Below are 21548 nucleotides of genomic sequence, written 5' to 3' on the forward strand. Positions count from 1 at the left end.
GAGATTGACCATGAAAGCAACAGAAGAACTCATCCAGGAACACCAGAACATCGAGCTGATGCTGGAAATCCTGAAAACCGTGTCAACGCGACTGCGCGACGGAGATGCGGTCCCGCCCGAACATCTTGAAGGCATCCTGGAATTTTTGACGGTTTTCGTCGACAAGTGCCATCACGGCAAGGAAGAAAAATACCTGTTTCGGGCCTTGGAAGCCGCCGGAGTGGACCACATTACCGGGCACATCGGAGTCTTGATCTATGAACACGAACAGGGCCGCATCCATGTCGCCCGGATCAAGAAAGCACTGGCGGGGACCTTGGGTGTTCCGGACATGGTAGAAGTGCAGGCTGCCGCAGCGGATTATGTGGAGCTAATGGTCCAGCATATCACCACGGAAAACACGGATGTATTTCCGATGGCCGAAAAAATTCTAGATTCAGACGCGTCCGCCAAGCTTTGCGAGAACTTCGAGAAGCTCGAGCGTGAGAGGATTGGAGCAGGAAAACACGAAGAATTTCATGCTCTGCTGGAAACACTGCAAGACGTGTATCTGAAGTGATGCCTGCTTGATTTCCACCGGTCCCGACAAAAGAAGATAAGGGATTTCAGTTTAACCTGAAATCCCTATTTCTACTTGTGCTGTCTGATTTCAGATTCGTTTGTCGCACCAAGACAAAGAAAGGCTGAAACAAGACCAAATTGGGACCGCTCAGGGTTTTACAATTTTGTAGCAATGATAGATCTCATGAATCCGCTTGCGCATATCCTTGATCGATTGGGATTGCTCATCGGTAGAAAAAACAGGCTCATGAATTGTGTATATCGCGTTACTGAGTTCATCCACAACATGTTCAATCGCCTCACACCACTCCAATGTACAGATATCGCTCATTTTCATGCTTCTGTGATATCCTTTTCCATATCGACAAGCGCCTGCTTCAGTCCCTTCACATAATCGCTCCAACCGTGATCGTAGCTCGACATTGCTTTTGAATTCCAACTCATATCAATACATCATGGTGTTGAGATGAATGGAAAGTTCCGCAATGAAATGATAAATAACAATGATCCTTCACTACAAACTTTTTTCAAACAGTGCGCAATATTGCCCCATTCCAACACAAGGGCTTGTGTTCACATCCTTTGAGCACGCTTCTGCGGCGTGGATTTGATCTGGGGAGTACTGTCGAAGTTTATTCCCTGCGGTCGTCCACTTCCTTTGCAACACCTTTGAAGGGCTCCCCGTCCTCTTTCACATCCACGAATTTGCCTGTTTCCGTATCACGCTTGACCCACTGGCCGGTCTTGGGATTTTGAACCTGGGAACGGTCATTGACGCTGCCTTTACGGTATCCTTCACCTGTGTTCTTCGCCATTATGATCTCCGGATGTTTTCAAAAAGACTTATGAGTGTGTGCCGTACTGCTTTATGAAAAAGTCGAGGGCCAGATCTTATACTCTTGGTCTCAAAGCCCCCGTCCATTGCCCAACATCGTTATTCTTCCAGCCTTTCCCGTCAGATTGCATACTTGGCGGCCTCTCGTACGGCTGTGATATCTTCGGAAATCTTCAGAGCCTTCTCGGCGCGAATCACTGCGAGACGGGCGTGGCGCAACGCGTTGTCGCGCATTGTTGCGTCCCCGGCTACGGCGAGGGATCCGAGGGCCTTGAGCAGCCAGACTACCACTTCGACATTGCCCGCTCCGTCTCGTGCGATCCCGGTAAAAGCGTCGTCGAACATGTCTGCCAGTGACAATTCCGGTACCGCAACACGGTCGAACTGCACCGCGTAAACATCATCCGCCTTGCCGCGCTCGTTCCACATTACAAACAGGCGAACAAGTGTGCCCGTGACGCCGATGGCGGTGCCCGGATCATTGACCGCAGGCGAAAGCGCGCGACTGGCGATCTCCGAAAGGACCACCAGCCCGAATCGCGGATCCTGATCAAAGCTCCTTGAATCGCCAATCACGAACGTGTCAGCGATTGCTTTGGCGTCCTCGTCGGACACGCTGTCCGTTGCCTCTCGGATGACCCACGCGACAGGACGGTCTGGGGTGCTAAAGGTGCCGGGCAACGCCGCCACGACAATTCTCAGTCCCGACTGCACCGCCCGCGCTTGCAACGCAGCGATGTCAACATGCTGCACGTAACCGATGGCTCCAAAGACCGCCCGGCCCGCATCCGGGAAACCGAACGCCGCGACGCCGCCAAGACGTGGCGCCGACTGACGCTTTTGAATCGCTTCCGCGGCCGCCGCCTCCACCTTGGTGATCGTGTGTCCCAGCCGGCCGAGCCGGGCGATGTTATCGACCCACCGGATGAAGGTGACAATGACGATTGCGAGCACAACTATTGTCAGGGAGAACAGGATAAAGTGACTGCCCCTTCCAACATAAAGCCCGTTCATCATCGCAACAAGCGCAACCACACTGAAGATGAACGCGCCGATGAATACCGAGAGCGCATTCTGCGAAACGTCATCGGCGATTATGAGCGGAAAAGAGCGGGGCGTCGCGGACCTGCTTGCCGACGAATAAGCGGCCACCATCGAGGCCACGGCAAACGTGGCCATCATCAACATGCTCGACGCCATGATCCTGAGCAAAGTTTCGGTCGACTCCTCAGTGATTTCCGGCAAAAAACGGCCGAGTTCCGTCATGTCCATGAGATTGGCAAGAAAAACTGCGGCAATGGACAGCACGCATACGATGAGCGGCTTGATCCATAATCGCTCCCGAAAATGCTTGATGATGAAACTCAGGTGATTCCACATTCAAAATTCTCCTGACGTAATAGCCCCGGCCTCGCTGCAAGCGGACTTCATCCAGCCCCAAACGATTTTAACACCCTCTTTGCTCGACTCCCACACGCCTTCAACCGCTATCCCCGGATTACGATGGAGTTAAGAGATTCTCCCCAGGGGTCCACGATTTACTCGCCTGCTCCTTGATTTCCCTGGCTTCGCTTTGCAGGCTGGCTTCCGCCTTGGTCGCGACTGTTTCGGGCTCGGCGGCCAGCTTCTTCAGAACTGGTTCGGCTGATTCCGCAGCCCCCTGGCTTTCCATGATGCGTACAGGCACCCCGTTTGGGAAGGTGACTTCACGCGCCTCGTCCGGAAGCGAGATTCCCGCTTCCTGGAAGGCCCTTTTGACGAGGCGAATGACGGACGATTTCACTTTCAACCAGCTGAGCCGACCGCCATCGAGCCAGAAATATACGCGCAGATTTACCGTGGACGGGCCGAGGTTTTCCACGAGCACCAAGGGTTCGGGATCATCCAAAACGGCCGGATGGTCAGCAAGCACCTTCAGGGCGACTTCCTGGGCAAAAGGGATGGAATCGTCGTAGCCGATACCTACGATAAAATCCTCGCGACGATTGGGATTGCTCGTGAAGTTGCGGATCGTGCTTTTGAAAACGGTTGAATTGGGCACCTGTGTCTGATTGCCGTCCAGTGTCATCAGAACAGTTGTGCGAGAAGTCAGCCGCTGAACGTACCCTGTCACGCCCGCGACTTCCACCAGATCGCCCTCACGAAACGGTTGCTGCAAGCTCAGAAAGAGACTGGCGAGAAAATTCTCGGTGATGTCGCGAAAAGCGATGCCGAGCACCAAACCAATGAGGCCAGTTCCGCCCACCAGCGTAAGCGCAAGTTGCGTGAGCCCGGAGATTCGCAGCACAAGGTATAGACCGGCAAGCATGACAAGCATTCCTCCAGCCCGGGCCAGTACTTCACGCAAAAGGTGGCTGAGGGCTCGACCCAGAAGCCCGCACCGAAGTACTTTCACCGTTAACCAGGCGAAGATCCATGAAAGAACGATTACGACCAGCGCCACCACGATCAGGGGCAGCAATCGAAGGAATCCGCGTGCAAGTTCTTTCAGTACTTGAAATGTTGGCTCAAAATTCCAAACAGTGGTCGGGGCCACTTCGATCTGATTGACGACTGCAACAACGCCCTCCGTATTTTTCGCCAAATCTCCGGCCCATTGCCTGGACTCATCGATTTCCGTCGTTCCTTTCAGAAAAACGATTCCTTTCTGGACAGTGACCCCAGGCTCGCCGAACCAGCCTGTCGTTTCAAGAATATCCGCGATTCGTTGCCTGATCTGGTCATCCCTGGCGACGGGCTTGACTTCAACTTTGCCTGGTTGCTCGAGTTTGCCGTCAGTTGCTTTCACCGGCAGCGGCGTATCATCGATACCGTCTGACTGTTGGGCAGCAACCGAGGTAAACGTCAAGATGGCGCAGCACAGGGTGATAGCTAAGATGAGTCGGGAAGAGGCAAGGGTCAGATCTTGAATCTTGAATTTCCAGAGCTGCATGCGCCCACAAATTTGAGACAGGCCTCCCCACCCTGCGGCCAGCATGAATCCTGCAAACCTTGCAAGAAAATGTTGAGCGGCCAGCCGCGGATGAAGTTGTGGCATCTCCGAACCTCCTTTGCAGTGTATTTTCCGCGCAATCTCCCACTCGTCTTTCGCACTCTCAAGGTCACTGTTCGCTGGTCAGGCAATGACATTGCCATTGCAGTCGAATTGTGAATCATGACTCGGAAAAACCCAGATTCTTTCCAACTGAAGTCCGGATTCCGTTGGTCATTATCTCAAGAACCCCTGTATAATCCGGTTAACCGCCGCATCATAATCAAGCCCGAGGCTCATAAGCTTCATCAGCTGGTCGTTGGCGATTTTACCGATAGACGCTTCATGCGTCATTTCAGCATCCGGGTGCAGTGCGCGCAGGGCCGGGATCGTTTGATTGCTGCCATTGTCCATGATGATGGCATCGCATTCTATATGACCATAGCATTTGGCAAATGCCGTCAGGTTGACATAAAAATCCTGGCTGGAATTGCCTTTTATAACGGAACGGGAAACGATATTCGTCTTGCTGTCAGTTCCGACCAGTTCAACTTCATTTCTGGATTCGGCCACCTGGTCGCCGTCGGTCATTACCCGTTCGGTGATGAGCAGCACGCTTCCCGCCCCGATTTTGGCTTCATTGAAGCGCTTGGCTTCATCCACCCCGCCCAGCTGCGTCAGCTCCATTTCCACTTGGGCGTTTTCCGCCATATAAACTTTTGTGGTAGGATTTAAAATTCGTCGACCCGTACCCTCACCAAGGGCGATATGCTTTTCCACATATTTTACTTTTGCACCCGCCTTGATCTGAAATTCATGGATACCGGAATGGCCTTCGGATTCCTTGCCCCCGCAATGAATGCCGCACCCGGCAATAATGGTCACATCCGCTCCTTCCCCGACAATAAATGTATTGTAGACCGTATCATGAAGTCCTGCCTGGGATAATATAACAGGAATATGAACGGACTCATTCACCGTTCCAGGCTTTATATCAATGATAATACCATCACCTTTTTCGTTTGTTTCGATATTGATATTGGCGGAGACCTCGCGGCCCAGAAGCTTACCGTTTTTTCGAATATTATAAGCGCCTTTGGGAATTCCTTCGAGTTCAGCAACTTCCTTTAATACCCTTCTATCGATAGCATTGAGCATTATCTTCTCCTTGACACAATTCATTGAACTTACAGACACTCGAATCCTCAAGTATCGATACCGCACCAGCAAGATCACCGGAATAACCGATTTTTCCGTCTTTGATCAACAAAAGCGTATCGGCGGCTTCAAGAAATGCTTTGTTGTGGCTCACCACAATAGTGGTTGTTTTGTTTTCTTTCTGTTCGCGTTTGAGCAACTCCACCATTGGACCGATGGTCCAGAGATCAATGCCGGTGTCTGGCTCATCATAGATTGCCACTTTTGGATTTTTAGCGATTACCGTGGCCAGTTCGATTTTTTTGATTTCCCCGCCAGACAGCTTGCTATCCACACGCTTGTCCAGAAACTCCAGAGAGCAGACGCCCACCCGGGAAATGATCTCAATGAGTTTATCTTCGTCATCAGAGCCTGCGGCAATCGATAGCAGATCCCGAAAAGTCGTTCCCTTGAATCGGGCCGGATGCTGAAATCCATAAACGATGCCTGCTTTGGACCGTTCATGAATGGGAAGCTTGGTGATATCGGACCCGTTGAAAATTATCTTTCCGGACGTGAGTTCATTGATCCCCATGATCAGCTTGGCCAGGGTGGTTTTGCCCGACCCGTTGGGTCCGGTTATGGCGTAGAATCCGCCAGCTTCAAACGTAAAACTCAAATCATGGATGATGGTCCGACCAGACGGACTTTGGGCGTCGACATCTGATTCCGGGACTCTGTACGTAATGTTTTTTAATTCCAACATGGCTGCACGCTTTCACTTAAATTTTTGGTTTCTGATTTCAATTCATAATCACATCCACTCATATAATTTGCATCGACCACATCGCTCGCCAACGATGATTCGCGCTGGTTTCGAATGACTTGCGAATTCAGCCTGCGTCGCAAACTTGAAAGACAGGCAGCTTGACGCTCGGAAATTCCTGACGGCAAGCGCCTGTCCGCCACATCATCTGGATCAACGCACAACCGTTTCAACGGTCAGCAGCCGAGATTTTCCGCCGCAAAATCCCAATTGATCAACGTGTCCAGAACAGCCTTGACGTAGTCCGCGCGTCGGTTCTGGTAATCCAGATAGTAGGCGTGCTCCCACACGTCGATGGTCAGCAGCGGCTTCATGCTCATGGTCATGGGCACCTCCGCGTTTGCGGTCTTCACAACCTTGAGCATGTCGCTGTCCAGCACAAGCCATACCCACCCACTGCCGAACTGCGCCCCGGCCGCGGTCACCAGTTCTTTCTTGCAGGCGTCGAGAGAACCGAAGGATACCTCGATCTTCTTCTGCAACACACTGGCAGGCTCACCACCACCCTTTGGCCTCAGGCTTTGCCAGTAGAAGGCGTGGTTCCATGCTTGCGCCGCGTTATTGAAGATGGCGGTTTTATCGCTCTTGCCTTCTGTCTCGCTTATGATCTTCTCCAGGGTCATGTCCGCATACTGCGTTTCGGCCACTAGCTTTTTCAGGTTGTCGACGTAGCCCTTGTGATGCTTGCCGTAATGAAAACCGATCGTCTTCGCGGAAATCACGGGCTCCAACGCGTTTTCCGCATAGGGCAGAAAAGGCAAAACCTGCGGGGATTCACGATTCAAGATGTCATTGCTCATAATTATTTCTCCCTTGCTGCTGTCGATGGCCGTCGGGTTTCATGCATGCCGAAGACCACGTGTTGGTTCATCAACCCGCCTCGTCTCATGCATAAGCCCGAACAGATTTTCTCCTGTCCCACTGCCGAGCCTGTGCGACGGCGAGAAAAATCTCAAGATCGTTGGCGTTTAAGTATCCAGCATCTTTCCCTTCATACCCGCCAAAACAATTATCACTCGCCATCGCATTGCCCTCTATTGCTTCAACCCATGAAAATCCCATGCGATAACTCAATGTATTTTTTCAGAGTATGCACTGTTATCATGAACACGATGCAAAGTTGAGCTTTTTCTTTACCAGAAGATCATATCGCAAAGTGCGTGCCGAATAGGCAATATGAGAGTCTCTGTCTGCAACAGACCGAATCCATGGCGAAAATGCGGAAGAAAAAATGACGGCGCGTGGGATTAACCGTCAACGAAATCCTCGATATGTAATGGCTACGCGGAATATCACGGATTTTTCATGGCATGAGCCTATGTGGTGCCGGGGACCAAGAGAGGGACACCAGGCTCATATTCAAGAGAGGAGGACGAGGGTCAGGAAATGTTGAGGGACACTTTTCTGGGGAAACTCCAGAACCTTGAATTCCATGCGCAGAGGTCTGGGCATGGAATCAGGACGACAGGATTATTCAAGATTCAAGATCGGACCCCGCTCCCCTGGGATCAGTGGTGCAGGATCTGGCTGAGGAACTGTCTGGTGCGGTCGTAGCGGGGATTGGAGAAAAATTCCTCCGGGGAATTCTGTTCCACGATCTCGCCGCCGTCCATGAATATGATGCGGTCGGCCACGGTCCGGGCGAAGCCCATTTCATGGGTCACGCACACCATGGTCATGTTTTCCTCGGCCAGGGAGACCATGACGTCGAGAACCTCCTTGATCATTTCCGGGTCCAGGGCTGATGTGGGCTCGTCGAAAAGCAGGATGTTCGGGTTCATGCACAGTGCCCGGGCAATGGCCACGCGCTGCTGCTGGCCGCCCGAAAGCTGGCCTGGATACTTGGCCGCCTGCTCGGCGATGCGCACCCGCTCCAGGAAATGCATGGCCGTGGCTTCGGCCTCTCTTCTGGGCATCTTCCGTACCCAGATAGGAGCCAGGGTGAGGTTCTCCAATACTGTCATGTGCGGGAACAGATTGAAATTCTGGAACACCATGCCCACCTCTCGGCGGATTTTCTCCAGCCCTTTGACGTTGCCGGTCAGCTCGGTGCCGTCAACGATGATGGTCCCTTCCTGGTGGCGTTCCAGCCGGTTCATGCACCGGATAAGGGTGGATTTGCCGGACCCGGACGGGCCGCAGATGACGATTCGCTCGCCCCTGCGCACTTCGAGGTCGATATTCTTGAGGACGTGGAAGTCGCCGTACCACTTGTTCAGGCCCTTCACGTCGATGATGGTTTCGCTGGAAGTCATAAAGAACCTTACCTTTTGGTTTGGGGGCCGCGCTTTTCGAGGCTGCGGCCGTATCGGCTCATGCCGAAGCAGATGCACCAGTAGATCACGGCGCAGAAGACATAGCCCTCGACCTCATGGCCAAGCCAGTTCTGGTCCTGGGAGGCGGCCTTGACCATGCCGAGAAAGTCCAGAAGCCCCACGATGATGACCAGGGATGTGTCCTTGAACAGGGCTATGCAACGCCCTATCAGGGACGGAAGCACGTAGCGCAGGGCCTGGGGAAGGACCACGAAGAGGGTGATCATCCAGCGGGACAAACCGAGGGCCTTGGCCGCGTCGAGTTGGCCGCTCGGCACCGCTTGCAGACCGCCGCGGACCACCTCGGCGATATAGGCCGACGAAAAGAGGATGATGCCCACCTGGACTCGCAGCAGATTGTTGATCTGGAGGTTCACGGGCAGAAACAGCGGCATCATCACCGAGGCCATGAACAGGATGGTGATGAGCGGCACGCCCCGGATGAGTTCGATGAAACCAATGCAGATGGAGCTGATGCCGACCATCCGGGACTGCCGCCCCAGGGCCAGGAGGATGCCGAAAGGCACCGAGAACAGGATGCCCACCGCGGCCAGGCCCAGTGAGAGCATGAGCCCGCCCCACATGGACTGGTCCACCTCGGCCAGACCGGCGCCGCCACCCACAAGCCACACGGCGGCCACGAAGAGCACGGGCCAGGCTCCGGCCAGTACGCGCTTGCCGAACCGTCCGCTGACCGTGGCCGCGATCACGCCGGCGAACAGGATGGCCGCCGCCAGGGGGCGCCAGATCAACTCCGGCGGGTAGGTGCCGATCAGCATGACCCGCGCCTTGTCCGCGATAAAAGCCCAGCACGCGCCCGAGCCGTCGCACGCATCGGGTCCGCCGGACCACACGGCGTTGGTGAAAGCCCAGGAAATCAGAGGCGGGATGGTCTTGGCCAGAACCAGCACGGCCAGCACCGTGAGCACGGAGTTGATCCAGCCCGAAAAGAGATTGGTCCGCAACCACAGGAGCACGCCCGAGGCGGCAACGGGCGGCGGAGCGTCGGGCGAAGGGATGAAGGTCTTGAGTTCGTTCATCGTTCCACCAGCTGCACCTTGGCGTTGAACCAGTTCATGACCAGGGAGACTATCAGGTTGATGGTCAGATAGACCGCCATCCACATGCCGATGATCTCGATGGCCTGGTCGTTCTGGCCGATGATGGTCCCGCCGATGGAAACCATGTCCGGATACCCGATGGCCACTGCCAGGGAGCTGTTCTTGATCAGACTGGTGTAATCGTTGGTGGTGGCGGGGATGCAGACACGCAGGGTCTGGGGCAGGATTACCTTGCGCATGATCGGTCCAGGGCTGAGCCCCAGGGCCTTGGCCGCATCCAGCTGTCCCGCGTCCACGGACTGAATGCCGCTGCGCACATTCTCGCCAATGAAGGCGGCGGTATACAGGACCAGGCCGATGAGCAGGGCGGAAAATTCGGGCCGCAGCACCATGCCGCCCTTGAAATTGAACCCGCTGAGCACAGGCACGTCGAATTCGAGCGGTTGCCCTGTGAGGAAATACGCGGCAGCGGGAAGCCCGAGGATCAGCCCGAGGGACATCCACCCCGAATGCAGGCCACGACCGGTTTCATCGCGCATCCGCCTGGACACCCGCACCAGGGCCACCGAGGCCGCAATGGCCACGACCAGGGCCAGGATCACCCAGCCCATGCCATCCTGGAACAGCGGGCGGGGAACATACACGCCCCGGTTGTTGATAAAGATGTCGCCGAAGGGAACCAGGCTCATGCGCGGGGACGGCAGGAAGGCCAGCAGCGTGGAGTAGCAGAAGAACAGGGTCAGCAGCAGCGGGACGTTTCTGAGCACCTCCACGTACACGGCGGCCAGGTGGGACACCAGCCAGTTGCCTGATACGCGGGCCACGCCGACGATGACCCCGAGGACCGTGGCCAGCACGATGGACAGGGCGGACACGAACAGGGTGTTCAGGATGCCCATGGCAAAGGCCCGGCCGTAGGAGGCTGCGGGGGTGTAGGGCAGCAGGCTGTCGTTGATGGGCAGGCCGCCCTCCACGGACAGGAATCCGAAGCCCGAGGCGATGTTGCGCGCCTCCAGGTTGGCCTGGGTGTTGTGGAACAGTTGCAGGGCCACGTAGATGATTGCTCCGACCACCAGGACCTGGGTCAGAAGAGCGGGCAACTGTTCTTTCAGTTTGGACGTATTCAAGACTGCTGGCTTCCTTTTGGGGGAGTGAACAAAAGACCGCACCGGCCGATTGTCCCGGCCGGTGCGGCGTGCGGATTTCTTTCGGTTCGGCCCGCTAGCGGATGGGCATGGCGTAGATCAACCCGCCCTTGTTCCACAGGTTGTTGTAGCCGCGTGGGATATTCAGGGCGCTCTTGGGGCCGAAGTTGCGGTCGTACATCTCGCCGTAGTTGCCCACGGCCTGGATGGCCCGGACGAGCCAGTCGTTGTCCAGATCGAGGAAGGAGCCGGTGTCGCCGGTGGCGCCGAGCATGCGCTGGATCAGCGGGTCGGTGGAGGAAGCCTTCATCTCCAGGACGTTGGCCTGGGTGATGCCTTTTTCCTCGGCTTCGATGAGGCCGAAGAGAATCCAGGTGACCAGATCCTTCCACTGCTGGTCGCCATGACGGACGAAGGGAGCAAGAGGTTCCTTGGAAAAGACCTCGGGCAGGATGATGTGCTCATCGGCATTGGCGGCACCAGCCCGCAGGGATGCCAGCTGGCTGACGTCGGTGGTGAAGGCGTCGGTACGACCGGCCACATAGGCGTTGAAGGCCTCTTTCTTGGACTCGAAGACGACGGTTTCCAGCTTGATGCCATTGGCGCGGGCAAAGTCGGCCACGTTCAGCTCGGAGGTAGTGCCGGAAACCACGGCCACGGAGCCGCCGTCAAGGTCAAGGGCCTTTTCCACGCCCAGGCTCTTCTTCACCATGAACCCCTGGCCATCATAAAACAGGACCGCGGTGAAATCCACGCCCTGCTTGCAGTCGCGCTTCATGGTCCAGGTGGTACCACGGGACAGGTCCACCTGTCCGGAGGATACGGCCACGATCTTCTGCTTGGAAGCCAGAGGAACGAACTTGATGGCTTCGGGGTCCTTCAGCACGGCAGCGGCCACGGCGCGGCCCATGTCCACGTCGAAACCGGCCCAGCGGCCGTTGGAATCCGGCGCGGAGAAACCGGCCACGCCTTCGCTGACACCCAGAATGAGCTGGCCGTCCTTCTGCACCTTTTCCAGAGTGCCTGCCATGGCTCCAGTGCCCACGAAAGCAAGCATGACCACTGCCAGAAACAGTTTGCCTATAGTTTTCATCCTCTCTCCTTGGATAATGCGACCGATTTGGAGTTGGCCACAATGTTACGGGAATGTTACAGAGGTCTTGCAAACATGTGACTGGGTGTCAATGAAGTGCGCGATAAAATTACGAGAAGTCCAAGCGTCCCCCACGAGTGTCATTCCCGCCTTCAAGGGGATGACGTGTTTTCAGAGGATGGGAATTTTTCGAAAGGAAAGACGACTTTTGCAAGAAGCGAAGAGGCAAGAGACCAGGGACCTGGCCACTTGGAAATGAAAACCCGAGATGGATCAAGATTCAAGATCCGACGCAAGACACAAGAAGGAAATCACACAAAGCGGAACGGGTCAGCTTCGATTCCGATCAGGACAAACGCCCCTTCTGCTTTCAGGATCGGCGTTGATATCAGGGCGTATTTTTGTCCTGCACTCCCCGGAGCGGACGCTCAGTCCACCCCGAGCCGGGCATTATAGACAAACGACTGGCTGGTGGCGAATTCCCGGTAGGCTTCCAGGGCTTCCGTCCGCAGGACATCCTCCACCACTTCTATTCCGCGCCGTGACAGCTCGGCACGCCAGTCGGGGTGCACCGGACCTTCGTCAAAACCGGTGATCTCCTCAAGTTCGGGGCCCTCGCCCGCAATCACCAGCGAGCGGACGCCCGACCACAGCACCGCTCCAAAACACATGGCGCAGGGCCGCCAGTTTACCACCAACTGATGAGCAGGCAGCTCGGGGGCGCCCAGGTCGTAGACTCCTAGCAGCTTCTGCGCCAGGGAAATAGCCATGACCTCCGCATGCGCCGAGGAACACAGAAAGGGCATCACCCGGTTGACTCCGATCACCACGAGTCTGCCCGAGACCCGTTCAAAGATGCCCGCCGCAAAGGGCCCTCCGGTGCTGTTCTGAAAATTCCGGCGCGAAAATTCTATAACCGCCGCCATCCGCTCCTCCACGCTCACGAGGTGTTTCGGCAGGGCATTAAGTTCCTCGACGGCCCAGTCCGGCAGATCCAGGGAAAAGCTGGTATTGGCGCGGTTGTAGGCGTTCTGCGTATTCGACATGTCTCACTCCTTCTCACTCTTCATTGATGCGGACCAAGGCGAAATTTCAGCGGACGCCCTGTGCAGCGAGTTTCATCGTATGAACTCCACTCTCAAGGCTGCCTGAATCTTGTCCCGCTGCGCCGGATTCACCTGCGCCTCGTCAGCATAGTCCAGCCAGCGGGCAACGACGCCCTGTACTTCGGCAACGATCGTTTCCGCTCGTCCGCGCTTCATCGAGGCGCTCTGTGCGCACGCCTTGAAATCGTCCAGAGTGAAGCCATCCCGTTTGCCATTCAGGGTCATTTGGTGGCGCGCTGTCCATTGCCCGTTTGGCTGATAGCTGTAGGTCATGTCAAACGCCGGTGAGAGCGACCATTTCCCCGTCCGGTCCATCAGAAAAGCAATGTTCTTGACGTGGTCATCCTGGTTGCGGGCAACGACATTGAACACCATCCGCCGGAACTGCTCCTCGATGGCCGCCATCGGCAGTCCCAGTCGGCGGATGACCTGCAAGGCCTGCTCATAGCCGTATGCGCCGGCCTGGTTGAAATCATAATGGGCCATGCCGCACAAGGATTGCATGTGCAGCTTGTCTCCGCCATCCAGACGGTCGAACCGTTTCGTCATGAAATGGCGACGACCGTTCTCCTCGAACAGGCGGCTTGGGCTCATGGTGATTCCCGCGTCGAGGGCCATTCGATAATAGGCGTATTCGATCGCGCCGTATCCCTTCGGGTCCTCCTGTTCCTTGTCCTTGTTGCCGCTGACCCCGTCGAACTTCATCAGCCAGTATTCAAACCCGCTACCCGCCTTGACCTGGCCCGAGCGCACTTCGCCCGTTTGCGGATTCCAGGCGATGATCGCCTTGGCCCGCGCCCCGCCCGCGGAAGTTCCGACTTGCAGAATGTCCCGCAGTGCTGTTTCCTTGCCGTCTTCCTTGACCCAGCCGCGCAGGTTGTCGCGATGGGTCAAAACCTTCGAAGCCAGCTCGACCAATTTGTCGACTTCGATCCGGGACGTGCCGGACGCGTCCAATCGGATTGACGGAACATATTCAAGCGCCCCCATGCCGCGCGAACCGGTATAGTAAAGACGTTCCACCGCGTTGAACGATTCCGGCAAACGACCGGACCGGGCAAGCCAGGCATCGATCAATGCATTGCCGAACCGGTCGGGCAACGAATCCGCGAGCAACCCCGGCAGACCGTGGAAGGTTTCCGGTCGCAGCGATGGAAAGGAGTAGAGTCGGCGGGAAAGAGGCATCATCAGCGGGGCCACCTCGATACCGCTCCTGCTGAACGCCGTGTCGTATTCAAACATCGCGCTCGCAGCCCCGTCCTCAAGAGACACAGCGCCGATCGTGCTCCCCCACAGCTTGACCGTTGCCGTCGTGCTCATGTTTCATCACCCCACTGCCACGGCCCTTCCTGTGCGGCCTGCCGCTTGCCGCTGGCCCTTTTGCGCGCCTTGCCCTTAAGCCTGACCAAATCCATGGGACGGGGGACGGCCTCGGGCACCAGCGTTTCCAACCGGTCCAGGAGTTCCAAAGCCCGCAGAATCCGGATCAAGGTCGACATTTGCGCCGTGGCCCCAGCCTCGATGCGCTCCACCGTCCGCTTCGAAACCCCCGCCTGGTCCGCCAACATTTCCTGGGTAAACTGAAGTTCCAGCCGACGCTGCACAATCCGCCGCCCCAGCTCTGTCAGAATGGCTTCGTCCGTCAACAATCCTTCGATCTTCATCTCCGCGACCTCCGTAGATAAAAAACCATATATCGCAATAACTGACGACAAACAACTTAAAAAAGCTTATTTTCGCCATTAATGACGACTTACATAAATGAACTTGATAAATTTGAAAGGGATGGTGGAAAGACGTTTGGAACGGCAGGAACCATTCAATATTATTACAATAATTCAGTATATTGAATAAAAATTCGCTGAAAAGTCGAAACTATGATTTGTGGATTTTGCGTTTGGCTTTCGGTTATTCACATCAAGGATTAGCCAAAGGCAGACTTGATAATCATACAAAAGGACACCGCCGATATAGCAGATGACCGAGTCCTCTGCTATATCGGCGGTGGGAAACACTCATATCGGAGGAGGCCAATGGCTAACCCAGAAAGTCGAGTTATTGTTCTTTATTGTTGAGTTCTGCGTATTCCGACTTGATCTCCTCCAGACACAGACAACGGAACAATTCCTCTTTTCCGTTATTCATCGTGAAGGCTTCAAGGGCATTGATGGCGTTGCCGAGCCATGTCTTCAATGTGATTTCATCTGTTTCGAAAAACGGATCCATGCAGTAGCGCTGTGGCTTAACGCCAGCTTTCGACAAGAGGCGTATTGCGGCAACCGTCTGAGAAGGAATATTTTTAGCCACGCTAACTCTCCATGTCGTGGCAATTGCGGCATCGGATTCTTTGTACATGCTCAACAATATATCCATATTAGCCTGGATATCTTCGCAAGATTTTGTTATGATATATTCATTTTTTTTGTTAAATATGACTTGTTCTTCAAATTCGTCTGAAGAATAGGAATTTTTGCTCAATAACAAAATTATTATCAATGTAACAATGCTATAATTCACGATTTTCATCTCACTATAAGGCTAGTATCACCGCTTTGACTGATCGCAATTCTTGCATTTCTCGGCAAGACAATACACCCACTCGAAGCTAATCCAGGCCGCCTGGCACTATCGCCATGAATCTGAAAAGAACGGCGACCATGCGCAGTATGACCGACAGGATTGAGCAACAAAATCATTTGTCCTGTTTGAGCGCTATTACGTAATTCAGAGTCAATTCTCCATGACCCTCTTGGTATGGGACCTTCATTGACGATGTTCTCGGATGCAGGTTGATTTCGATGCGGAGGATGGCCGCTGTATCCTTGATATTCCTCCCCTCCGGGACCAGTAATTCTTCCTGATTGCTGATCATAGATCCAAGGCATAACATTCTCCTCTTGTTTGCCAGTAGGTGGAGTTCTGGCGTTTGACGGGATAATGAGAGGAATTGTAATGAATGGAATCGGAGAAATAAATGGGTGTAGAGTCTGACTGAGCTATGGGATATATACTGTCTGACCAGTATGCCGGATATTTTGAACTCGGAAGATAAAAGGCAGAAAAGCCAAAGGCAGACTCCCCCTATTCTTCAAGATTCAAGATCTGCCCCTTATTCCTGCATGATGGGTGACTGGTGCGGCGAAATACGTCGACATCGCAAAGCTGATATTTCGAGAAAGGCGGAAAGCAAAGAAATTCAGTATATTATCAAGTAGTTTTGTCCGAGGCGAGAAAACCTGATTTTCTGGCCCGAGGGAGTAATTTCTCTTGACCTCGGTCCTTTTGATGGCTGACCCTTGACTCACCGAGGCATGCGCACTTTTGGATGATTCATATTGCACAAATAGGTATAACGACATATATATGATGCATGTCACCCAAGAAAACATCCGCCCACGACCTGCCGGGGAGCCCCGCCGCCAATCTTGAACGCCTAGGGGACAACATTCGCGCCGCCCGGAAGCTGCGCGGCCTGAGCATGCAGGACCTGGCCGCACGCACCATGACCACGCGCGAGACCATCCGCCGCCTGGAAAACGGGCACCCCGGGGTGTCCCTCGGGGTGCTGGCCCATGTCCTGTGGGTTCTGCAGCTCGACGACCAGCTTGGCGGCATGGCCTCCCTGGAATCCGACCCCGTAGGCAGGGCCATGGCCGTGAGCAGACTGCCGCAACGCGTTACAACGGAGGTGAGCGATGCCCTCGACTTCTGAGCGAGCAGTGGTCTTCATCCGCCTGTCCGGCATGGACTACGTTCCTGCGGGGCTGCTCAGGCATGAGGACCGGGCATATTTCTTCCGCTACGGCCGCCGGTATCTTGAGCGGCCAGACGCCATTCCCCTCGACCCGGCCCGGATGCCCCTTGCCGACATGGAGTTTTCCGGAAGCACCCTTTTCAGCGCCCTGCGCGACGCAGCCCCGGACCGCTGGGGCCGCAAAGTGCTGGGACTCATGGCTGGTCGCGCCCCCGGAACGCTGAGCGAATTCGAAGTTCTGACGGCGGCCCATCATCCGCAGCGCATGGGCGCCCTGGCCTTCGGCCCCACACCGAACGGTCCCGCGTCCCTGGCTCCCTGGGCCACAGGCGATGCATTCTGCATGGTGCCCGAAGACCTGGGGCGGGTGGCGGCCATCGTCGCCCGCGTCGATGAGGTCGAGGACGACGAGGAATTCGATGCAGTGCGAAGCGGCATGCCTGAAGACGCGTTCCTGGCCGCCCTCGCCTCCAGCCTGTCCCTGGGCGGGGCCAGGCCCAAGGCCATGGTCACCCTGGACGGAACGTCCTGGATCGCCAAATTCTCCAAACGCGGGGACCCGTGGCGCGAACCCGTAATCGAGCATGCGACCATGACCCTGGCCGCACGCTGCGGCATCACGGTCGCATCGACACGGCTGATGGAACTGGACGGGCATTTCGTCCTGCTGGTTGAGCGTTTCGACCGCCTAAGCGGCGGCTCGCGGCACGTCATTTCTGGCTTCACGGTGACGGGGGCCGAGGAAGACGGCGACTGGGGCAGCTATCAGAACCTGGCCGAACAGGCCCGCAGGCTCGGCGACGCGGACTCCGGCCCGGAGATATTCCGCCGCATGGCTTTCAACGCCCTGTGTTCGAACCGGGACGACCACCTGCGCAACCACGCCTTTTTCGTCTCGCGCAAAACCGTCGCCATGACCCCGGCCTACGACCTGGTGCCATCCGCCATCCGCTTCAGGCAATGGGACCTGTCCCTGCGCTGCGGACTGGAAGGCCGCGCGGCCACGCGGTCCAATATCCTAAGCGACGTCCGGCCCTTCGGGCTCAGCGAAAGTGAGGCAAGGAGAATCTGGGAAGAAATGCGGGAAACGACCACAGGCTGGCGAGAGCATTTCGCCGGGCACGGCGTGACAAAGCGGGAGATGGAGGAGCTCAGGCACCGCTTCACATTGGCGGAAGCTGCATCAACGGGCCCATAGCCAGAAATCTATTTCTGGCATAAAAGGATGCAACGCAAAAAATTCAAGATTCAAGATCTGACCCTCGACTCCTGTTAGTTTGCAGTGGAATCACTGGTCAGTTTGTCCGGAATGCGCAGCTGACCCCAGATACCGTGATTCCCTACTTTTGATGGGTGACCCTCAACTCCTGCTCGACTCACCATGAACGCACATTTTTTTAATGGTAAGAGCGGCATTTTTATGCGATGAGCGGAGCCACGTGAATTTCATCACATAAGAAGGAGCTGTAGACTTGAACTGGCCATCTTATTATCCCCCCGACTGTCCACCTGCAGATGCTCATGATGCCATTGGAGAAATCTACCGATTTGTCACCAAACGGGAGCTTCATGATCTGCCATCAGGTTTTTTATGCCATAAGTTGAAAGTCCCAGATCAATGCCAAGATCGCGAGCCTTGCTTAGTTTGTGGCCTTTCCGTGTCAGTCACGTATCAAGACTGCTTATACGAAAAGCATCTCTCTCCATATTTACGGAAGAAGAGAATTCTTTTTGCCATACTGGAGGAACCTTTGGGGAAAATTCTTAACACTCCAGAAGTAAGTCCGAATCACTTCACATGGTGGCTCCCTACTTGTTTAAAAAACCCTTGGGATTTGTTCGAGGTTTTCGATTATGATACAGAATAACACATTCATTCCCAAAGGGACGTCGCTCGGCGAGCTGCAAATAGTCGATGTATTCCAGTATTACGACTTTCCAATTTTGTTTGCATGCATTAATCAGAGCAAATCTGTATTTATATCTTTATGTATAGATGAAGATGAACATGGTTATTATTGGCTATACTCACATGTATCAAATAAGACAATGAGCAGATTAAAATCTGGCGAAATAGATTTTAGAGATGCTATTCTTAGCTCTATAAATGGAGTTTTATTTAAAATTTATACAAAATTAAACGGAGATTCTGTAGTAAAACTCGCAGATATAGGGGAAATTAATGATGAAATGCTCCCTTTTAGCGGAATCAAAATAGAAAATTCTGAAGAAAAATACGTTCCGTACTATGCAGAATCGTCGATTATAGCGAAATCTACAGAACGAGGAGTTTTGAACTTAGTTGTAGAAACACGTAATAAAAGAAAAGAAGCGCCAGCTAGAAGTGTTGGAAAATTATTAACTCACGCACAGAATACATTTGATGCGATTGGGTACAAATTGAGTGGTTTTTTCAAACCACTTTGTAACATCCCCAAAATGATTACCGACCAAACAGCGCTACAGTTCGCTATGACTTTTCCAGGGTCTTTTGGAATTCAATTAAGATCGTCGTATCGGGCTGATAGCCCTGAATTTACACTTTTTGAGCATACAGCAGCAAAACTATATAGTATATTTAATGCAACTAGCGAGGAATTCCCAGACACCCTTTCTGGACTTGATCAAGTATCAATAGCTTCAATTTCAAAACTCTTGGTGCCACTTGATGAAATGAACTCCGGCCTATACATAGAGTATTTTCTGCCGAATAAAAATATTAAAAGGACAACTATATCCACAGCAGAATCTATCTCTGAGAAATTAAATATCATAAAAGAAATTGAATTATCAGAAACGCAAATGCAAGTATCTGGAAAAATTGACGGAATTATTTTATCAAAAAAACAATTCAGCATAATTGATGAGCATGGGATAAATTATATAGGACACATACAGGATTCAGCAATGGAGGCAGCTTCAGTTGTAAAAATCAATAGTCCATGCACAGCATTGATAAAAACTAGTATAAAGCACAGCAAATCTTCAGACAAAATAATCGAAAAGCACACGTTGATAGACTTAAAAATTATTGCCGCGGACGTTGAGCAGGACAACAGTCAAAACGGTAATTAATACTAAATATTTAATTATTGTAATTTAGACTTATTCTTTAATGTATTTCGATTCACAGAAACTGAAAAAATCTACCTGAATAATACTCCAAACGCTAAATATTAGCTCTGCGATCTCTCGACCTGTCGAGTTTTTTATCCTTCGGAAAGTTGCTTCATAAGGACTAGGGCGCAACCTTTCCCAAGTTCCTTTGTATTCTCGAAAATTTGCTTCTTCACCTTTGTATCTTTCGTTATATTTTGTGGCCATTTTGTGAGCTTTAACCCATTTTGGAATAGCATCAATTGGCAATTTATTTACATCAATACAAAGCAATGACCCTTCAAAAGCAACCATAAGTCGTGATCTAACATCTCCATCTAAAACTGCAAGAGTATGTATTGCGCTATTAAATTTCTCATATGCATATGAATAAGTATAATCATACATACGATATTCCTTTTTTTATCTAGAACATACCAATCCAACTCTCTTCCTACCCACACATCCTTGCTGCAGATGCTAATACAATTGATCAGACCCCTCGAGCGGCGAGTTCTAAAGGAGCGTAGGCCGGGTTAACGCTGTTGGGGATGTTGGCGTCGACCTTTATTTAGTAGCCGAGGTCATCTACTACGACGGCGAAAAGGCACCCTGGTCGTAGGGTGGTGCTGGAGGTGTCGATGAGCAGAAGGTCAAAGGTTAGATCTTGAATCTGATCTTGAATCTTAATTATTCTTAAAGTTATAATTCGCAAACATCACATCCCCTTCTGACACTCATAACAAAACGCCTCCCCCCCAAACCTCTCCTTATTATTCCAACAAAACCGCGCCACATTATCCGGAATCGCCTTCCTGCACTTGAAGCAGTAATACTTCTTTTCCCCCTGCTCCGCCGTGCCATTGCTCCTGTCGATCACGGTCTGGATATAGGATCAGCCACCAGCTTGATCCCGAACCTCTTTCCATCGTCGATGGAGATACTGGAGTGGTGCGACCGGAAGGCTACAATCCAGCTCACGGACAATTATCGTAAAATCATTCCACGCCAACAACGGAGACCTACTGGGCATAGGAAGTCCCAGGCACTCTTTGACAATGGCACGTTTCAATCTGTCCTGCTTACCTATCACGATTGAGCTGCTGAGAGGTTACAGGGCTTTGAATTTGAGAACTTATTTTGATGCTTTTATTCGGCATCTTTGGCGTGTATTGCTCGCCATCCCGATATTTGGATCATGATTACTTATCGTATTGCTTTATTGCCAATCCCAACTCAGCACGATATTTATATATTTCAGATATTTTACTAATATCAACTCTCATCTCATTATCAGGAACAAATATAGACAATGATTTTTTTGACTTCCCAAAATAAAGACGACATATCGGTCGACGATTGTTGTTGTCTAACAATATTGCACAATAACTTTTTGCATCGCGCAATGTGATTCTATCAGTATCTACATACTCTGCCCCGATTGCACGCACAATTCTATAGGACTCTAATTCTTCATCAGTTGTGATAACGCCGCTTGACTTTTCTACATTACCTTCGATTACATCTTCTTGCTTTATATTATTCGAAGAAGAGGTAGTGTGCGGGATCTTCAGCAAAAAGAAAGACCATGGCATATGTGGGTTGTACCACCAAACCACAACTCCCGGAGGAATCTGCCATGGTCAGG

22 protein-coding genes are annotated in these 21548 nt (G+C 53.0%); 4 read left to right on the forward strand and 18 right to left on the reverse strand.

The features are described from left to right. Positions 1 to 10 precede the first annotated feature (10 nt). Entirely contained in the window at positions 11 to 559 is a 549-nt protein-coding gene (locus tag H4684_RS17645) for a hemerythrin domain-containing protein (RefSeq protein WP_192624748.1), read from the forward strand. A gap of 634 nt (positions 560 to 1193) precedes the next feature. Here the strand turns inward: H4684_RS17645 and H4684_RS17650 are convergent. From H4684_RS17650 to H4684_RS17725, 16 genes are all read right to left on the reverse strand, one after another. Beyond that, positions 1194 to 1376: a hypothetical protein gene (locus tag H4684_RS17650; RefSeq protein ID WP_092193498.1), complete on the reverse strand. Its 183-nt coding sequence runs from the start codon at positions 1374 to 1376 to the stop codon at positions 1194 to 1196. Between the two features lie 140 nt (positions 1377 to 1516). Next, positions 1517 to 2776 carry a DUF2254 domain-containing protein gene (locus H4684_RS17655; protein WP_192624749.1) on the reverse strand — a complete coding sequence of 420 codons (1260 nt, stop codon included), beginning with the start codon at positions 2774 to 2776 and terminating at the stop codon, positions 1517 to 1519. 118 nt (positions 2777 to 2894) lie between these two features. Then, a complete protein-coding gene (locus H4684_RS17660) occupies positions 2895 to 4433 on the reverse strand; it encodes a mechanosensitive ion channel family protein (protein WP_225940534.1) in 1539 nt (512 codons plus the stop codon). 171 nt (positions 4434 to 4604) lie between these two features. Then, positions 4605 to 5525 (reverse strand): SufB/SufD family protein, encoded by a 921-nt coding sequence (locus H4684_RS17665; protein WP_092193500.1) that lies wholly within the window; start codon positions 5523 to 5525, stop codon positions 4605 to 4607. Further along, the gene (locus H4684_RS17670; protein WP_092193501.1) at positions 5506 to 6270 is read right to left on the reverse strand and encodes an ABC transporter ATP-binding protein; all 765 of its coding nucleotides are present in this window, start codon (positions 6268 to 6270) and stop codon (positions 5506 to 5508) included. The genes H4684_RS17665 and H4684_RS17670 overlap by 20 nt, the downstream gene beginning before the upstream one ends. Before the next feature lie 236 nt (positions 6271 to 6506). Further along, positions 6507 to 7130 carry a superoxide dismutase gene (locus H4684_RS17675; RefSeq protein WP_092193502.1) on the reverse strand — a complete coding sequence of 208 codons (624 nt, stop codon included), beginning with the start codon at positions 7128 to 7130 and terminating at the stop codon, positions 6507 to 6509. Positions 7131 to 7215: 85 nt separating this feature from the next. Further along, positions 7216 to 7392, reverse strand: coding sequence for a hypothetical protein (locus H4684_RS17680; protein ID WP_153304615.1), 177 nt, complete (start codon positions 7390 to 7392; stop codon positions 7216 to 7218). A gap of 446 nt (positions 7393 to 7838) precedes the next feature. Beyond that, positions 7839 to 8585 carry an amino acid ABC transporter ATP-binding protein gene (locus tag H4684_RS17685; RefSeq protein WP_092193503.1) on the reverse strand — a complete coding sequence of 249 codons (747 nt, stop codon included), beginning with the start codon at positions 8583 to 8585 and terminating at the stop codon, positions 7839 to 7841. 8 nt (positions 8586 to 8593) lie between these two features. Continuing rightward, complete coding sequence (locus H4684_RS17690) at positions 8594 to 9685, reverse strand: amino acid ABC transporter permease (protein ID WP_192624750.1); 1092 nt, start codon at positions 9683 to 9685, stop codon at positions 8594 to 8596. After that, a complete protein-coding gene (locus H4684_RS17695) occupies positions 9682 to 10833 on the reverse strand; it encodes an amino acid ABC transporter permease (RefSeq protein ID WP_192624751.1) in 1152 nt (383 codons plus the stop codon). Before H4684_RS17695 ends, H4684_RS17690 begins: the two co-directional genes overlap by 4 nt. Before the next feature lie 94 nt (positions 10834 to 10927). Continuing rightward, a complete protein-coding gene (locus H4684_RS17700) occupies positions 10928 to 11944 on the reverse strand; it encodes an amino acid ABC transporter substrate-binding protein (RefSeq protein ID WP_192624752.1) in 1017 nt (338 codons plus the stop codon). A gap of 428 nt (positions 11945 to 12372) precedes the next feature. Next, complete coding sequence (locus H4684_RS17705) at positions 12373 to 12990, reverse strand: nucleoside deaminase (RefSeq protein ID WP_225940535.1); 618 nt, start codon at positions 12988 to 12990, stop codon at positions 12373 to 12375. A 72-nt stretch (positions 12991 to 13062) separates the two neighbouring features. Beyond that, entirely contained in the window at positions 13063 to 14370 is a 1308-nt protein-coding gene (locus H4684_RS17710; protein ID WP_192624753.1) for a type II toxin-antitoxin system HipA family toxin, read from the reverse strand. Next, on the reverse strand, positions 14367 to 14714 hold the full coding sequence (locus H4684_RS17715) for a helix-turn-helix domain-containing protein (protein WP_192624754.1): 348 nt from the start codon (positions 14712 to 14714) through the stop codon (positions 14367 to 14369). The genes H4684_RS17710 and H4684_RS17715 overlap by 4 nt, the downstream gene beginning before the upstream one ends. A 391-nt stretch (positions 14715 to 15105) precedes the next feature. Continuing rightward, positions 15106 to 15567 (reverse strand): hypothetical protein, encoded by a 462-nt coding sequence (locus tag H4684_RS17720; RefSeq protein WP_192624755.1) that lies wholly within the window; start codon positions 15565 to 15567, stop codon positions 15106 to 15108. 5 nt (positions 15568 to 15572) lie between these two features. Further along, complete coding sequence (locus H4684_RS17725) at positions 15573 to 15935, reverse strand: tlde1 domain-containing protein (protein WP_092193510.1); 363 nt, start codon at positions 15933 to 15935, stop codon at positions 15573 to 15575. A 485-nt stretch (positions 15936 to 16420) separates the two neighbouring features. Here H4684_RS17725 and H4684_RS17730 point away from each other — a divergent pair, with 485 nt between their 5' ends. The 3 genes from H4684_RS17730 to H4684_RS17740 all read left to right on the forward strand — a co-directional run bounded on the left by H4684_RS17730 (position 16421) and on the right by H4684_RS17740 (position 19879). Next, on the forward strand, positions 16421 to 16762 hold the full coding sequence (locus H4684_RS17730; RefSeq protein WP_092193511.1) for a helix-turn-helix domain-containing protein: 342 nt from the start codon (positions 16421 to 16423) through the stop codon (positions 16760 to 16762). Then, entirely contained in the window at positions 16746 to 18002 is a 1257-nt protein-coding gene (locus H4684_RS17735; protein WP_192624756.1) for a type II toxin-antitoxin system HipA family toxin, read from the forward strand. The genes H4684_RS17730 and H4684_RS17735 overlap by 17 nt, the downstream gene beginning before the upstream one ends. Positions 18003 to 18658: 656 nt before the next feature. Then, on the forward strand, positions 18659 to 19879 hold the full coding sequence (locus H4684_RS17740; protein ID WP_318779658.1) for a DUF6575 domain-containing protein: 1221 nt from the start codon (positions 18659 to 18661) through the stop codon (positions 19877 to 19879). 30 nt (positions 19880 to 19909) lie between these two features. On the opposite strand, the gene H4684_RS17745 is transcribed toward H4684_RS17740, so the two are convergent. Continuing rightward, positions 19910 to 20308 carry a hypothetical protein gene (locus H4684_RS17745; protein WP_192624758.1) on the reverse strand — a complete coding sequence of 133 codons (399 nt, stop codon included), beginning with the start codon at positions 20306 to 20308 and terminating at the stop codon, positions 19910 to 19912. Positions 20309 to 21102: 794 nt separating this feature from the next. Then, a complete protein-coding gene (locus H4684_RS17750) occupies positions 21103 to 21495 on the reverse strand; it encodes a hypothetical protein (protein WP_192624759.1) in 393 nt (130 codons plus the stop codon). Positions 21496 to 21548: the final 53 nt, after the last annotated feature.

Origin of the sequence: Desulfomicrobium macestii (assembly GCF_014873765.1) — a bacterium.
Lineage (GTDB): Bacteria > Desulfobacterota > Desulfovibrionia > Desulfovibrionales > Desulfomicrobiaceae > Desulfomicrobium > Desulfomicrobium macestii.